The sequence below is a fragment of the Variovorax sp. OV700 genome (assembly GCF_900099805.1).
In the GTDB taxonomy this organism is placed as follows: Bacteria; Pseudomonadota; Gammaproteobacteria; order Burkholderiales; family Burkholderiaceae_C; genus Variovorax.
In genome coordinates this window covers 442,150-458,000 of record NZ_FNDR01000005.1, presented here as the reverse complement: position 1 = coordinate 458,000, position 15,851 = coordinate 442,150, and the positions used below count along the sequence as shown (strand labels likewise).

Genomic DNA, 15,851 nt, shown 5'->3' with positions numbered 1-15,851 from the left:
GAAGAGAGAAAGCGAAGGCGCCGGCAAAGGCCGGCGCACATCGACATTTTCACCCAGTTGTGGCGGGCGGTTGAATTACATGCCGCAACAGCGGCCAAATGACCCCCGGAATCCCAGCGGCGTCTACCTATATATATAGCGAGGCGGCATGAAAAACCAAGTGGCTGCGGATCATTTCATGGCCAGCTTGAGTTCGGCACCGGGCTTCCAGTCGGCACCGCTCGCCGTGGTTTTCACGGCGCCAAGGAACAGGCGTTCGCTCGACAGTTTTTGCGCAAGCAGGTAGTCGCGCACCACCGCACCGCGCTCGACGGCCAGCTGCCGGATCGACTCCTCGTCGACCGGAACGCTCGCGAGCAGCAGGTTTTCCATCTCCTTCAAGGGCAGGTCCTTGGCCAGTCCGACCATGTTGCGCGGTTTGGTGATGTCGGCGCGCTTGTACACGGCCGTCAGCAGTTCGGGGTATTCGGCATCGGTGAGTGGCGGCACGTCGGTGCCCGCCTGGCCGGCGCGCACCACCACGCGCCGCTTCTCGGCCTGGGCCAGCTGGCGCAGGCGCTGGCGCTGGTAGGCGTCGCGCTCCCGTTCGAGGCTGGCCGTGCCGATCACGGTCATCTGCAGGGCCGGGCGCTCCGTCAATGCCTTGACGACCTTGTCTAGGCTCTCCTTTGCACTGGCGCCGAGTTCCGAGCTTCCGGGTTCGAAAGCAATGGTGCTCGATTCGCTGCTGCCGCCGCCCAGTCCGCCGGTCAGAAGATTGAAAGGCGCGGTCGCCGCTTTCACGATGAGGTTGATCACGGCCTTGAAGATCAGCGGGCCGATGCTGAACTGCGGATCGTTGAGCGAGCCGCTGAGCGGCAGGTCGACATCGATCACGCCGTTGCGGTCGGCCAGCAGGGCCACCGCGAGCCGCACCGGCAGGCTGTTGGGCGCGCCCTGCACTTCTTCGCCGAACTGCAGCTGGTTGAGCACCAGCTTGTTGGTGGCCGTCAGTTGGCCATCGGGCGCCACCTTGTAGTTGACATCCATGCTCATCTTGCCGCGCTCGATGCCGTGGCCCGAATAGCGCACGGAATACGGCGAGAGCGGGGCCAGGTCGAGGTCGCGCATCTTGGCCGTGATGTCGAGCTCGATAGGCTTGACCAGCGGGTTGAGCTTGCCCGTGATTTCCAGCGCGGCGGTCTGCTGCGCCTTGCCGCGCAGCTCCAGGTCGGCCAGCGCGGGGCGGCCGCTCTCTCCCTTGGGTGGATTCGACGAGAAGGAGCTGAGCTTGCCGGTCAGTGCGCTCAGGTCGGCCGAGTAGTTGGGCTTCACGAACAGGTCGGTGAAGTCGATGCGGCCGTTGACAAGGCTCATCGGTCCGAAGTTGATGATCGGCTTGGGCCCGGCGTCGGCTTGCGCCTGGGCCGTTGCAACCGGCGCTGAGGCCGGCTTGGCCGGCTCCGAGCTGCCACCGGCCATGGACTCGGCCGACACCGGCGCGCCGCCCGCCTGCGCAGGGGTGCGGGTCGTGGTGCTCGTTCCGCCCAGGCTCCTGCGGGTCTTCGCCTCGGGGGTGGCTGCGGCAGCTGTATTGGCCTCCGCTTCGCCCTTTTTGGTGAGGTTCACCAGGTTCAGGCGGCCGGTCGGGTCGACGATCACACGGGCGAAGAAGTCGGTCAGCGTGGTTTCGCGCACGTCCACCGCCGGCGCCGCATTGGGCGCCAGGCTCACCTGCAGGCCGCGCAGGCTCAGCGTCTTCCAGCTCAGCAGTTGGTTGGTGTTGCGGTCGAAGCCGGGCGACTGGGTGAGCGAAATGCTGTTGGCGCGGAAGTCGTCGAGCGCGGTGTCGCCGGCCAGCTTGAGGGTCATGCCTGCCGGTGCGCTCGCATAGCGCACGGTGCCGCGGTAGCTCGCGAAGGCGCGGCGGATGTCGACGTTCAGGGCATCGGCGTAGTAGGCCTTGAAGGCATGGGCGGGAAACGATGCCACGTCGAGCCGGCCCTCGGCCGCAAGCGGCTTGAGCACCAGGTTGCCCTTGTAGTCGAAGCGGCCCGGCTCGGAACGCCGCGAGCCGATGCGCCCCGAAATCTGCAGGGGCGATACCGTGGCGGTGTCGGGTGCGACCTTCTGGGCGTTCACATTCAGCGCCGTGATCTCGACCGCGACCGGCGTGGTGCTGGCCTTGTCGGCATAAGAAAGCGTGCCGTTCTCGATCGCCAGGGTGGCGATGGTCAGGGCCCAGGGCTTGGTGTTGGCGCCGGGCGGCGCCGTTGCGGCACCCGCGCCGGCCGGCTTGGGCGCAGCCACCTTGGCCTGCGCTGCCGCCCCGTTGCCGGCGGCCGGTGCCTTGAGCCAGCGCTCGAACATCCAGCGCTTTTCGCTGTCGCGCTCGACGTTCACCTTGGGATTGGTGGCCGTGAAAGAAGCCACGTTCAGCGTGTGCTTCGTCATATCGACTTCGGCATCGACCAGCTCGAAGCGGCCGACGCTTGCCAGCGCGGTCTTGGCCTGCGTCAGCGCGAGGCCGTCGGCGGCCAAGCGTCGGGCCTTGAACCTGAGGTCGGGCTGATCCCAGGCGACATCGATCTGTCCACTGAGCTTGCCATCGAGCGTGGGCTCGAGGCTGTGTGCCAAGTAAGGTGCCGCCAGCGACAGCGGCAGCGCATCGACTTCGGTCTGCACGTCGGCCTTCTTGTCGGTCGCGCTGCCCTGGAACTTGAGCGTCGCGCCGCCAATGACGGTGCTGCCGCTGAACTGGGCCGGCTTCTCCATCGGCCAGGTGACACCCGTCAGGTCGAGGCCGAGCGCGCTCGCCTCGACGGCCGCCGCGGGCTGAACCGTTTCGTCGCGCCACCCGATGCGCCCGCCGCTCAAGGCGACCTTGTCGACCTGGACCCTCAGCTTCGGCTTTTCAGCCGCCTTTCCGGCCGGAGCGCTGGCCGCGGACGCAGGCGGCGACACCTTTTCGGCAGCCCCCGTGGCCGGATCGGTGGCGAGCAGGTTGAGCCGGCCTTGCGCATCGCGCGCGACCGCGAGCTGCGGGTTGGACAGCGCAACTTCGCTCAGATGGAACACCGACTCCAGCGGACGCACGTCCGCCAGCGCCAGCTTGAGGGAGTCGAAGCCCAGCAGATCGCGGCCCCGGGCGTCGCCCAGTTTGGCACCTTGCGCTTCGACCGTGCCGGTGATCCTGAGGCCGGCCGTGGCGGCTTGCTCGAAGTCGATCTTCAGGTCGGCGTCCAGGCTGCCCGCCTGCAGCTTCACCGGCAGGCCGCCCGGCAGGTAACCCAGATAGGGCGCGAGGTCGAGCCCCTTGAACTGCAGATGGGCGTCGGTCTTGCGGCTTTTCGCGAACGGCGTGGTCAGGGCTGCCGAATCGAACTTGCCGCCGTTGAGCGCGAACGCGAGCTTGGGCTCGGTGTTCACGTCGCGCTTGGAGGCGAGGTTGCTCAGGAACGGCACGTTGAGCACGAAATCGCGCAGTTCATGCTTGCGCTTGACTGTCTGGTCATCGAAGTCGACCGCGCCATTCTTGATCGAGATGTTGTAGATCGCGAAGCGCGCGGGCTCGGCGTTGGGGTCGGACGGCGGAGCGGCGGCCAGCTTGGCCAGGATGTCGTCGATGTCGTACTTGCCGTCGGCAAGGTGCGTGAGCAGGATGGCCGGCGATTCGACGGTGACGGCGTCGATCACCGGCGCCAGACGGACGAGCGATTGCAGTTCGGCGTCGGCATAGATCCGCTTGACGGCCACCTGGGGCCGGCTGCCGTCGGCCGTGGCAATGCGCAGATCGTCCACGGCGAGTTCGAGGGTCCAGGGCTTGAAGTCGATCTTGCCGACGGTGACCTGCCGGCCGAGCTTCTCGCTCGCGATCTTCTGGAGCTGGCTCTTGGCGATCGGCGGTACCGCGAGCCAGGCAACGATCCAGAGCGCCAGAAGAGCCAGCACCGCGACGATCCCACGTCGCACCCATTTGTTTTGTTTGAGCGAAGCTGCATCCATCGCGGGAGTGTGCCGTAAAGAAAGAACAGGGCAGAAACAAGAAAGCCCGGCAATCAGACGAATGTCTCATTACCGGGCTTGATGGCGGGCCCGAGACCCATGCCATCGATTCGCGCGACCGGAAGTCTATGGTTCCTGCCGTGCTGGCAGCAAGAGATTGCCGCCGTGGGTCCTCTGCCGTTCGAGCCCTTGACTTGCACCTCGGGCTATCTGACTTCGGAACACGCCTGAATAACTCAGGCGTCTCCAGATTAGGCGCCTCCCCCTTGCATTGCAATCCCATCCACCAAGGGGATACCCTAGGGTAGGCCCGCTCAATGGGAACAATCTGTTTAAATATGTAATTGCATAAGGATAAGGTTTCTTATGCTTGACCGGGTATTTAGCCACGCTAGAATCCGGCCTGCCCCCTGGCTGCCCAGACCCAGCAGGGGCCTCCTGAATCCGCCGCCGAATCCCCCCGGCTTGATCAGGTCGCCGCGCTCTTACCCCCTACACCTCCATGCGCGGAGCCTGATTCGTACCAATCCAAGCGCCGTAGCCTTCATCCATCGCCTTTGCGGCGCTGCGAACAGGTGCCGCACAGAAAGGAAGAGCGATGAACAAGGCGTTTGATGCCACGGCCCGCGGGCTCCGGACCTTTGCGTCCGATGTGGCAGACGGCTTTTTTGAAATCACCCACAACGGGTTTGCACTGGTTGGTCTCGCCATCGTGTTCGCGGCACTCGCCCTCGTGGCACGGCCGGACCTGCGCCAGACCGGTGAGGAGCAACTGATGGGCTGGCTGCAATCGCGCAAGCCGGCACCGGAAGCCACCGACCTCGAGCCGACCGCCATCGTGCGCACCACGGCCGCAAGCCCCGGCGACCTGCCCAAGCAACAGGCGGCCGTGGCGTATTGGCTCAGCAAGAAGTACCGCGTGGCGGCCGAACCGCTGAGCGTGCTGGTCGCCGAGGCCTATCACCTGGGCAAGCGCACCAAGCTCGATCCGACGCTGATCCTCGCCATCATGGCCGTCGAATCGAGTTTCAACCCGTTTGCCCAGAGCCAGGTGGGCGCCCAGGGCCTCATGCAGGTCATGACGCGCGTGCACGGCGACAAGTACGAAAGCGCGGGCGGCACGCTCACCGCGTTCGACCCGGTGACCAACATGCGCGTTGGCGTGAAGGTGCTGCAGGAATGCATCGCCCGCGCCGGATCGCTCGAAGGCGGCCTGCGCTACTACGTAGGTGCCGCCAACCTCGAAGACGACGGCGGCTACGCAGGCAAGGTGCTCGCCGAGCACGAACGGTTGCTGCAGGTCGCCAATGGCCGCAATCCGCCCACGGCGGCGCCGGCGGTGCGCGCGCAGCCGATCCCCGTCGCGACGCCCCCGAAGCGGCAACAGGCCTCCGAGCCGGCAGCCGACCCGCAGAAAGTGGCCCTGCTTTCGGAAGTTTCCTGAGGCCCTGCGCTACACTTCACCCCGTACGCGACTGGCGATAGGCGCAGCACCCCCACGGTGCCCCGCGCTGACGTGGAATACCACTGGGAAGCGTGCCGCCTGGCATCCATACAGGCGTTCAGCCGTTCGCCTGGGCAGCCCTTGTTTGGTTGAAGAACAAGGACCTCGTCTTCAAAGGACTGCCATGTACCACCGCAATATCCTGGTCGAACAGACCGATCCCGAAATCTGGGCTGCCATCCAGGCCGAAAACGCGCGCCAGGAACACCACATCGAGCTGATCGCGAGCGAAAACTACGCCTCGCCGGCCGTCATGGCCGCCCAGGGCTCGCAGCTCACCAACAAATACGCCGAAGGCTACCCCGGCAAGCGCTACTACGGCGGCTGCGAGCATGTCGACGTGGCCGAACAGCTGGCCATCGACCGCGTCAAGCAGATCTTCGGCGCCGATGCCGCCAACGTGCAGCCGCATTGCGGCGCCTCGGCCAACGAAGCCGTGATGCTGGCCTTCCTGAAGCCCGGCGACACCATCATGGGCATGAGCCTGGCCGAAGGCGGCCACCTGACCCACGGCATGCCTCTCAATATGAGCGGCAAGTGGTTCAACGTGGTGAGCTACGGCCTGGACGCCAACGAAGCCATCGACTACGACGCGATGGAACGCAAGGCGCACGAGCACATGCCCAAGCTCATCATCGCGGGCGCCTCGGCCTATTCGCTGCGCATCGATTTCGAGCGCTTTGCCAAGGTGGCCAAGGACGTGGGCGCGATCTTCATGGTCGACATCGCCCACTATGCCGGCCTGGTGGCCGCGGGCGTGTACCCCAACCCGGTGCCGCACGCCGACGTGGTGACCTCCACCACCCACAAGAGCCTGCGCGGCCCGCGCGGCGGCATCATCCTGATGAAGTCGCAGCACGAGAAGGCTATCAACAGCGCCATCTTCCCGGGCCTTCAAGGCGGCCCGCTGATGCACGTGATCGCCGCCAAGGCGGTCGCGTTCAAGGAAGCCATGACGCCCGAGTTCAAGGCCTACCAGCAACAGGTGGTCAAGAACGCCCAGATCGTTGCCGACACCCTGACCGAGCGCGGCCTGCGCATCGTGAGCGGACGTACCGAAAGCCACGTGATGCTGGTCGACCTGCGCGCCAAGGGCATCACGGGCAAGGAAGCCGAAGCCGTGCTGGGCGCCGCCCACATGACGATCAACAAGAACGCGATCCCCAACGACCCTGAAAAGCCGATGGTGACGAGCGGCGTGCGCATCGGCACCCCCGCCATGACCACGCGCGGCTTCAAGGACGAAGAGGCGCGCATCACCGCAAACCTGGTCGCCGACGTGCTGGAGAACCCGCGCGACGCCGCCAACATCGATGCGGTTCGCGCCAAGGTCCACGCGCTGACAAGCCGGTTCCCGGTCTACCGCTGATCCAGCAAGACGTGGCCGCATGAAATGCCCTTTTTGCGGTCATCTCGAAACGCAGGTCGTCGAGACCCGCGTGTCGGAAGACGCCGACTTCGTTCGCAGGCGCCGCCAATGCAGCGCCTGCGACAAGCGCTTTACCACCTATGAGCGGCCGGACGTCAACTTTCCGGTCGTCGTCAAGAAGGATGGCAGCCGCGCCGACTTCGACTCGTCCAAGGTTCGAGCCTCGATGATGCTGGCGCTGCGCAAGCGGCCGGTGAGCATCGAGCAGATCGACAACGCCCTGCTGCGCATCGAGCAGAAGCTGCTCGCCAGCGGCATGCGCGAGATCGATTCGACCAAGGTGGGCGAACTCGTGATGCGCGAGCTCAAGAAGCTCGACAAGGTGGCCTACGTGCGCTTTGCCTCCGTGTACCGGAGCTTCGAAGACGTGGACGAGTTCAGGCAGCTGCTGCGGGATATCTGAGCGGGACCGGTCAGCCGTTCGCGTTTGGCGGATTCATTGGCCTTCCTTGCCGCAGGCGCCGCTTCCGCAATCGCCCTTGAGGTCGGGATTGCAGACTCTCGCGCGGCCCGAGGCCGACACGACGATCGACGCCCTGCGGCCCGACTCCGCCTTCAAGGTCAGGCAGCCGGCGCCAAAGCCCGATCCGCCCGCCCGGCGCGAGAAGCCGTTGCTGTCGTAATCCAGGCCCTGCACGAAGCCGTCTCCAAGCCCCGCATCGATGCCGACGCCGTTCGGCAGCCTTTCGAATTTGCGCACCGTCTGCGGTGCGGCGTCCGTTCCCGCCCGCACCGCCCATCCGCTCGACCAGTCGCCTGCGCTCAGCGCCACGACGTGAACCCTCTGCGAACGTTGAATGGCTTCGGTGCGGGCGAGGTTCAGCGCGGCTACGAAACCATTGGACGCGGACGCGAGGCGCTGATTGAGCAGCAGGTCGCGAAATGCCGGCACGCCGAGCGAGCCCAGGATCGCCGCGATGGCGATGACCATCATCAATTCCACCAGCGTGAAGCCGCCGCGCGGCCTGCGCAATGGCCCGCAGCGCTTCATTGCCAGCACCTGCTTGGCGCGGTGCCGTCACAGCCCTTGTCGCCCGTGCTGTCGAGCCAGAGAACCCCGACCTCCGGGTCGGAAAGGCTTTCGTTTGGCGTCGCGGTCAGCCGGATGCAGCGGTCGATGCTGCCCTGCCCTTCGCAATTGCCGCTCTGAACGAGGTATTTGCCGCCTGCGCCGCCATCGCCGGAACCGCCTTCGTAGCGCTTGTACTGCCCGGCCAAGGTGTAGGTGCGCTCCTGCTGCTGCATTTGCTGCACCAGCGCCGACCGCGCCTCCGCGCGCCACCCCTTGCGCATGAAGCCCAGGTACGACGGATAGGAAATGGCAGCCAGGATCGCGAGGATTGCAACCACGATCATCGCCTCGATCAACGTGAAGCCACGGATGGACCCGGCGCTGCTCTTCAGGGCCGTCACGGTTTCGCGCTCCGGTAATCGGCGATCTGGCGCCAATTCAAGCGTCCGGACACCTGCGAGACTCGGCCGCCCTCTGTGGGCCGCACAGTCGAAACGCGGGCGGCACCCGCACCACCGGGAACGCCGACATTGACGACGGAGAGCTTCTTGGTTTCCGTTCGGCGTCCGAACGCATCGGTGGCCGTGTAGGCGCTCTCGCCCAGCTCGACCAGCAATGGCGACGACAGCAGCCCCACTGTCGAAGAAACGCAAGTGCCGCCTTGCGAGAGTCCGGTCATCGCATTGACCGCACAGCTGCGGCCGCCGGCGCTGGCGCCACACGCTTCGGCACCGGGTATCAGCGTGTTGAAGAACAGGAGTCCGTCGCTCAGCGCGAGCCGCGAGACTTGTCGCTCGCCCGATTCCAGCGCGCCCGGAAAGTCGAAATACCAGCCGCGGCGGCTCGCGGTGCTGGTGGTTGCAGCGCCATAGACGAAGAGCTCGCCCACGATGGCCGGCAATGACTGGCCTGCGGCGGCAACAGCCCGGCGCGACTGGAGCTGCACACGTGTCTCGCCGGCCGGAATCGACGTGCCGCTGTCGTACACGCCGTACAGGGTCTGCACGCCGCGGCTGGCACGGCCCATGTCGTCGGCACTCACGAACTTGCCGGTACCGAACAGCACGATGGCACCGCCGTTCGGTCCGACGCCGACTTCGGGCGCCACGGTGATGGGCTGGCGCTTTGCATCTGCGCCGCCTGAAGTTGCGACCATCAACGGAACGCCTCCCAGTCCGAGTGCGTTGGCTTCGCTCCACGGCGCGTTGCCGGTGAAGTCGAACTTCCAGAGGTTGCCTTGCGTGTCGCCGGCGTACAGCCAGCGTGCCCAGCCGTCCGCCGCGGCAAAGTCGCCGGGTGTGGCCAAGGCATTCACAAGCGCGCTGTCCGCCTGCGCGGGCAGCATGATCTTGTGATAGTTGAGGCCGCGCTTCCATGCGGCGCTGGCCGGCTTGTCGAGCGAAAGCAGGAACAGCGCGCTCCGCTTTTCGAGATTCGCGTTGTTGAACCCGGAGGGAACAACGGCGAACCAGGCGTACGTCGCGGGCTGGGTGCGAGTCGCTGAGGACACACGGAACCTCATGATGCGCGGCGCCTGGAGCACGTGGCCCATGTCGCCATCGTCCGCGCCGGTGAACTCCCACAGCACCTTGTCGGCGGAAAACGCGGCGGGGTCGGAGACATCGAGCGCAAAAACACCAGTCGCCCCTGCCCCGGTCCCAGAGACCAGCACGGTCTTCCAGGCACCGTTGGCCATCCGCGCCTCCGCTGCCGTGGGCGAGCCGTCGACATAGGCCTGATGCGCATAGCCGGGTGAGGTGTAGCCGGCCAGCTTCGAAGAAACTGCGCGGGGAACATAGGCGAAGAGCTCGTTGCCCGTAGCGGCCGAGAACGCATGCAACATGCCGTCGTTGGCGCCGACGTACACGGCCTGCTGCCGTGCCTTGTGCGCGTCGAGAAACTGCTCGTAGCCGACGCCCCGCAGGTTCAGGCTCGGAGAGCCGACGAAGAGCGGGTTCGAATTGGCCACGTCGCCCATCACCGAATCGCGCACGCGGAACACGCCGCCGAGGGCAGACAGCTCCTTGCGCCGGTCGCCGCGCAGGTAGCCCACCCGATCGGCGCCCAGGCCATCGGTTGCCGCTGGCACCGCATAGGGCACGGCGTTCAATTGGCTTTGCAGTGGCTTGTCCAGCGCGTCCCATTGAAAGGGCGTGCCGATGCCTGTGGCCGAGAGGGTGAAGATGCGCCTGTCCGACGGGTCGCGTGCAGGCACCGCGGCCTGCGCCGATGCATTGCCGGTCAGCAAGGCCCCTGCGTCCCACATCGGTTCGTCGCTCTGGCGAACGGTGCCCGAACTCGCTTCGTACGCCAGCGGATAAGCCAGCAGCGTGCCAGACCATCTGCGCCCGCTGAACCGGGCCACATAGAGATTGCTTCCCGCCGCTCCGATGCGATTCGACGAAATAGCTGGGTCCGCCGTGCTCTCGCCCAATGGCGCGGCCGCCGACTGGAACACCTTGCGGATTGCGGCCAAAAGCTGCTGAGGCTCGCCGGCCAGGAAGTAGTTGGACGGCTTCGGCTGGCCGTCGTCGTCGAGGCCTTCGGCCCATTCGGCATTGCTGATCATGTCCGCCCCGGCGCTCCCTCCCGCCCCGCGGAACGGATTTCCATCGGCGTTGCTGTCGACGAAACCGCCGTACTTCGATGCGAGATACAAGGCGCTGCCGCGCTGGCCCTGCCGAATGGCGCCCTGCCCGCCCGCGTCCAGATCGATGCCGAAGGTCTGCACCCGAACGTCGGGAAAATCGTCACGAATCTTCTGCGTATTGGCCCAGTAGGCCAGCCCCGCCATGCCAAACGAGCCCCGGTCCGAGCCGGTTTCTGCATTGACGATGTTGCCCGAGCCCAGTTGCGCGCCGCCCTTGTAGTTGAAGGCCGGAAGTCCGCTGTTGCCGGTGGTGGCAAGGCCTGTCTTGCCCGAAGGATGCGTATAGGAAAGCGATTCGCGGTTCTCGAACGCGCCGACGAGGCGTGTCCAGTAGGCGGTGTCGGGCACGAAGGACGCGCTGTTGGATCCTGGACCGAACATGCCAGGCAGCGAACGGTCATCGTGCGTTTCGAGATCGCCGATCGCCAGGATGTGGTTCTTGCGGCAGCTGGCGGCCACCGGGTCCCAGTTGCTCTTGCGGCTCTCTTCGCCCCACCGGGCAGTGTCGTTGAAGACCGGCAGCCCGTCCTTGCGCGGATCGTCCGGTGCGGCCACGCCGGCTACAGCTTCGGGCGTGGCGGCCTTGGCCTGCAAATAGCGCAAAGACTCGTAGTAGAGCTCGCCCGCGGGGTCGAACTTCTTGTAGGCGCCGCCACGCCCGAAGCGGTTCAGGTAGTTGACGACGCCGCTGTACCGGCCGCCCTGCGCATCCGCATCGGGATCGTCCACGAAGACGCCGGTCGTCGCGTTCCACTCCGCCTGGGGGTTGTCCACGCTGTCGAGGCCGGCGTCGCGCTTCCGAGGCCCGGTGTACTTCATCGGCGCACGCAGCACGCCGCCGTAGCGCGACAGGTCGTTGTCCAGCAAGTAGCCGAAAGCGGCGAAGCGCATGCGACTCGAATGGCGCTGGATTTCGCCCACGGGCTTGAATTGGCCGCTCGGGTACTTGAGGCAGAGATCGACGCGTGTCGCGGCCTCGGCCGCGGTGCAAACCTCGACCCGTGCAAAGTAAGGTGCACTCGCAGCGCCCGGGCCAAATTGCTGGTCGGTACCGGGACCTGCGCAACTGCCGCTGGCGCTCGGCCCGACAAACATGCGGTCGAGACAATGGTTGATGTGAACAGTGGCCGCCGCACCCACGCCCATGCGGCCGTCCGCGACGAGCGGCGTGAGCTTGTCGAGGTTGCCGGTCACCGTCTTGTCGGGAAAGTAGCTGCTCCGGTAGAAGTCTTCTTGCAGCATCGCGCGCTGCAGCACGGTGCGATCGACTTGGTCGACCACGCGGTCTCCGCCCGTCAGCGCGAGCCGCAGCACGTCGATGGTGGAGGTGGCCGCCCAGTTCAACAGATTGCCGCTCCATTGATTGGCACATGCGATCTCGCCGCCCGCGAGCTTCACCGCAGGTGCAAGGCGCCTGAAATAACCATCGGCCGCCGCATAGCCGTAGCAGGCCATCGGATCCCAGTAGCCGCGGTAGACCTTCTTCCAGTCGAAGCCGCCGCGGTAGGCGGCACCGGCATTGGAGAACTCCAGAGCGAGGTCGATCACCAGGTTGGGATCGGCGCGCGAGGCCATGGAAGACAGCGCTTCAGTGGGAAGCTCGACCGCCTCTGCCGCCAATGCCTGCGGAGCGATGCAGAGGGCGATTGCGGCAATGACCATCGCTTTGATTCCATGGTTGTCAAGAGAACGCATTCGGGTTCCGGTTTCAGGTGAAAAATCTCAGGAAGGGCAGCCGGGGCTTGCGCCAGCCTTGTACAGATTGGTCTGCAAAACCACCTGCGTGTCCTCTTGCATGCCGAAGCCGATGGCCGTGACGCGAAAGAGATGTGAGGCATTGCGCGCGCTCGCGTTCTGCAACAGGCCCGACTGCCAGCCGCCGAGATTGCGAACCGCCTCGACGATGTAGCGCGGCGCACGCGCGGGCAATGTCCCGGCGCGCGCGTCCGCAGCCCCGTCGCCAGCGGCGTAGGCTTGTCCGGTGAAGGTGCCGTAGACGACGGATGCCGTGCTGTCGGCAGCGAAGTCGGCGGTCATCCACGCTGGCTTGTCGCCGGCCTCGGCGGGCGCACACAGCCCTTGGTGAATGCCCGCGCCACCGCATCTGGGAACGAAGGCCGAGATATCGCTGCCGCTGAAAAGACAGAGGCGCTGAGCCGCGCTGGAATTGGGGCCGAGCACGTCGCGTTCGGCGTCGACGAGCGCGGCTTCCGCGGCCTGGAACGCAACCTCGGTGTCACGGTCGTTGCGCGCACTTCGCTCGCCCACCAGCGAAACCTGTGCCGCACCGATGCCCAGCACCATGGCGATGACCAGCATCAACAGCACCACGATCAACGAGAAGCCTCGTTGCGGCAGGCGATCCGCGCGGGTCATGGCGCCGGCTCTTTCATGACGTTGCGCAGCATGACCGTGAAGGTCGAGGTGCGACGCAGCCTGCCATCGGCCGGGGGCTTGAAACTTGTACTCGAGAACTCCGCGCCCAGCGGGTACAGCGGCTCGCCCTGGACGCGAGCCCAGCTGCTGTTGCGGCCACTGCGCGCGACCATGCCGATGCGCAGACCGACGACCTTGCGCCATTCGGCGTTGATGGCGGCAACCGATCCCGCCTGCGCCTCCAGTTGCGCGGCATCGAGCCAGCGTTCGGGCACGCCATCGCCGTTGCCGTCGTAGGCATAGATAACCTTGAACACCTCGATGCCGCGGGCGAGCGTCTCGGACCTGAACGTGTCCACCGTTTCGCTGTGGTACTTGCAATAGAGCTCGGGCTCCTTGTCGGCCGCTTCGGCGACGTGAAAGAAGCTCCACGCACGATCGGCAAGCGCCGGCTTGCCGGCCGATGGCCCGGCCTGCGAAATTCCCATGCAGTCGACCATGGTGCCATCGGGCTCGGTACCGTCGCCTCCGGTGCGGCTGCGGCCGAAGAAGCGCACGCGAAGTGAATCGCTTCCGTTCACGCCCTTGCTGTTGTGAGTGCCGTGGCTTTCGCCTGTGGCGCTGACCTTGGCATTGCTCGCGCCGACGATGTCGAGGTCGGACGGATCGTCCGCAGATGCCGCCAGATTGGCACTGCTGGCAATGACCACGGTGCCGTCCGCGGCGGTGTGGTCGGGCGCGTAATCGGAATATCCGGCCTGACGCACGATGCCCCGGACGACGAAACCTGCGAACCGCAGCGAATCTTCCACCGCCTGCGCTTCCGCGTTGGCAACGAAGAGCTGCTTGCTGCCGAGGAAGGTTGCCGTGGCCGCAAGCACAACCAGCAGCCCGGCGGCCATGGCGACCAGCAGTTCGACGAGCGTCATGCCTTGCTCGCGGCAAGGCCGTGCGGCGTCAGGAGCCGTCATGGCCAGCCTGCGCCCAGCCAGAGACCAGCTGCATCACGAGACGCGGTGGAAGCTCCCGTTGCGATTCGCCCTTCTGCCTGCCGCTTGATGCATCTGCATGGGGTGCCCAGCCAAGCTTTGCGACCAGGCTGCGGCCGCTCTGGCTGCATGTCCAGGCGAATTCGCCGGCCGCCGCGTTCCAGGGCTTGTCGTCGAAGCACACGCGTACCCGGGCGCCAGGCAACGCCTTGGCGACTCGGCGTATCCATTCGTCCATGTCCCACGCGGCCAGGCCCGCTGCGTCGCAGGTCGCACCCGGCGCCGTGCAGCCGCCGGTCGCGGCGCTCGAAGCGGCACCCTCGGCCGAGCGATCGACCAGATAGGTGTTGGCCGCGCCGTTGCCTGCCGCGACGCCGGGGTTCATGCGAACCTTCTCGGACAGGTCGCGCACGAGCCCGACCGCGACGTTGAACGTGGCGGTCTCCTTGCCCGCGCGCACCGCCGCCAGCAGCATGCCAATCGTGCCCAGCAAGCCGATGCTCAGCACGGCAACGGAAACGAGCACCTCCACGAGCGAAAAGCCCGCGCCGGACCGTCTTGTGGTCGTCATTTTTCGATGTCCTCCCGTCCTGCAACTTGTGTTGCTTCTTTATTCCTGCCATCGAATCCGGAGCGTAGGCGTGGGCTTCAGCGGTGGATTTACCGTTCATCCGCTTTGGACTGCCGCTCGTATGATCCGGCGGCCCAGGTGTTAAATAATTCTTCTCGCAGTCCATGCCCTCTCTTGACCAAGACGCGCAGCACATGGCCACCGCCTTGCGGCTGGCTTCCGCCGCGCTGTTGCTGACCGACCCCAATCCCCGCGTCGGTTGCGTGCTGTGCGATGCAGAGGGCCGGGTGCTGGGCCAGGGCCACACGCAGCAGGCCGGCGGGCCGCATGCCGAAGTGATGGCGCTGCGCGATGCGGCGGCCAAGGGCCATGCCGTCGCGGGCGCCACCGCGTACGTCACGCTCGAGCCTTGCTCGCACCACGGGCGCACCGGCCCCTGCTGCGACGCGCTCATCGCGGCCGGCATCGGCCGGGTCGTGGCATCGCTGGCCGATCCGAATCCGCTAGTGGCGGGCCAAGGCTTCGCCCGCCTGCGTGCGGCCGGCGTCCAGGTGGAAACCGGCCCGGGCGCCGCCGAGTCGCGCGAGCTCAACATCGGGTTCTTCAGCCGCATGGTCCGCAAGCTGCCCTGGGTGCGCCTCAAGGTAGCGGCCTCGCTCGACGGCAAGACCGGCCTGGCCAACGGCGTGAGCCAATGGATCACCGCCGAAGCCGCCCGCGCCGACGGCCACGCCTGGCGCGCCCGTGCCAGCGCCGTACTGACGGGCGTGGGCACCGTGCTCGAAGACAACCCCCGCCTCGACGTGCGCCTGGTCGACACGCCGCGCCAGCCGCACCTGGTGGTGGTCGACAGCCATCTGCAGACGCCGCCCGATGCTCATGTTTTCATAGCAGGTCGGCCGGTGTGGATCTATGCCGCAGCGCGCGATGAAGCCCGCGCCAAGGCGCTGGAGGCACGGGGCGCCACGATCACCTGCCTGCCCAATCCAAGCGGAAAGGTCGACCTGGCCGCCATGCTGAAAGACCTGGCTCAGCGCGGCGTCAACGAGCTTCACGTCGAAGCCGGCCACAAGCTGAACGGCTCGTTGATTCGCGAAGGCTGCGTCGACGAACTGCTGGTGTATCTGGCACCCAAGCTGATCGGCAGCGGCCTGGAGATGGCAAGCCACCTGCATGCCGAGGGTCCGCTCACCTCGCTGGCTGGCGCGCTGCCGCTCGAATTCAAGTCGGTGGAGATGCTGGGACCAGATCTTCGGATCGAGTCGCGGGTGAGTGGACGCGACAACTTCTAATCGCCTCGCGCTTTCAGGGGACGGATCACATCGCCCTAAAGCGC

The 15,851-nt window shown here is 66.1% G+C and carries 11 protein-coding genes and 1 riboswitch; of the genes, 4 read left to right on the top strand and 7 right to left on the bottom strand.

Annotated elements, in window-relative coordinates; genetic code table 11:
• Positions 1-171 precede the first annotated feature (171 nt).
• Complete coding sequence (locus BLR24_RS14855; RefSeq protein WP_093018085.1) at positions 172-3,984, bottom strand: DUF748 domain-containing protein; 3,813 nt, start codon at positions 3,982-3,984, stop codon at positions 172-174.
• 598 nt (positions 3,985-4,582) lie between these two features.
• Here BLR24_RS14855 and BLR24_RS14850 point away from each other — a divergent pair.
• The 3 genes from BLR24_RS14850 to nrdR all read left to right on the top strand — a co-directional run bounded on the left by BLR24_RS14850 (position 4,583) and on the right by nrdR (position 7,320).
• Positions 4,583-5,428, top strand: coding sequence for a lytic transglycosylase domain-containing protein (locus tag BLR24_RS14850; RefSeq protein WP_093018082.1), 846 nt, complete (start codon positions 4,583-4,585; stop codon positions 5,426-5,428).
• A 17-nt stretch (positions 5,429-5,445) separates the two neighbouring features.
• Positions 5,446-5,571: riboswitch (ZMP/ZTP riboswitch) on the top strand.
• A gap of 41 nt (positions 5,572-5,612) precedes the next feature.
• Positions 5,613-6,857, top strand: coding sequence for a serine hydroxymethyltransferase (gene glyA, locus BLR24_RS14845; protein WP_093018080.1), 1,245 nt, complete (start codon positions 5,613-5,615; stop codon positions 6,855-6,857).
• A gap of 19 nt (positions 6,858-6,876) precedes the next feature.
• Positions 6,877-7,320, top strand: coding sequence for a transcriptional regulator NrdR (nrdR, locus tag BLR24_RS14840; protein ID WP_055806121.1), 444 nt, complete (start codon positions 6,877-6,879; stop codon positions 7,318-7,320).
• 33 nt (positions 7,321-7,353) lie between these two features.
• Here nrdR and BLR24_RS14835 read toward each other — a convergent pair whose 3' ends face one another.
• From BLR24_RS14835 to pilV, 6 genes are read right to left on the bottom strand one after another with little or no spacing between them, the layout of a single operon-like run.
• Complete coding sequence (locus BLR24_RS14835) at positions 7,354-7,908, bottom strand: GspH/FimT family pseudopilin (RefSeq protein ID WP_093018265.1); 555 nt, start codon at positions 7,906-7,908, stop codon at positions 7,354-7,356.
• Positions 7,905-8,330 (bottom strand): type IV pilin protein, encoded by a 426-nt coding sequence (locus BLR24_RS14830; RefSeq protein ID WP_302848508.1) that lies wholly within the window; start codon positions 8,328-8,330, stop codon positions 7,905-7,907. Before BLR24_RS14830 ends, BLR24_RS14835 begins: the two co-directional genes overlap by 4 nt.
• Positions 8,327-12,241, bottom strand: a complete 3,915-nt coding sequence (locus BLR24_RS14825; RefSeq protein WP_139188760.1) for a pilus assembly protein — start codon at positions 12,239-12,241, stop codon at positions 8,327-8,329. The genes BLR24_RS14830 and BLR24_RS14825 overlap by 4 nt, the downstream gene beginning before the upstream one ends.
• 60 nt (positions 12,242-12,301) lie before the next feature.
• The gene (locus BLR24_RS14820) at positions 12,302-12,955 is read right to left on the bottom strand and encodes a pilus assembly PilX family protein (RefSeq protein WP_093018076.1); all 654 of its coding nucleotides are present in this window, start codon (positions 12,953-12,955) and stop codon (positions 12,302-12,304) included.
• On the bottom strand, positions 12,952-13,926 hold the full coding sequence (locus tag BLR24_RS14815; protein WP_093018261.1) for a PilW family protein: 975 nt from the start codon (positions 13,924-13,926) through the stop codon (positions 12,952-12,954). The genes BLR24_RS14820 and BLR24_RS14815 overlap by 4 nt, the downstream gene beginning before the upstream one ends.
• Entirely contained in the window at positions 13,913-14,515 is a 603-nt protein-coding gene (gene pilV, locus BLR24_RS14810) for a type IV pilus modification protein PilV (protein ID WP_093018074.1), read from the bottom strand. Before pilV ends, BLR24_RS14815 begins: the two co-directional genes overlap by 14 nt.
• 164 nt (positions 14,516-14,679) lie before the next feature.
• Here pilV and ribD point away from each other — a divergent pair, with 164 nt between their 5' ends.
• Positions 14,680-15,807, top strand: coding sequence for a bifunctional diaminohydroxyphosphoribosylaminopyrimidine deaminase/5-amino-6-(5-phosphoribosylamino)uracil reductase RibD (gene ribD / locus BLR24_RS14805; protein ID WP_093018072.1), 1,128 nt, complete (start codon positions 14,680-14,682; stop codon positions 15,805-15,807).
• Positions 15,808-15,851 lie beyond the last annotated feature (44 nt).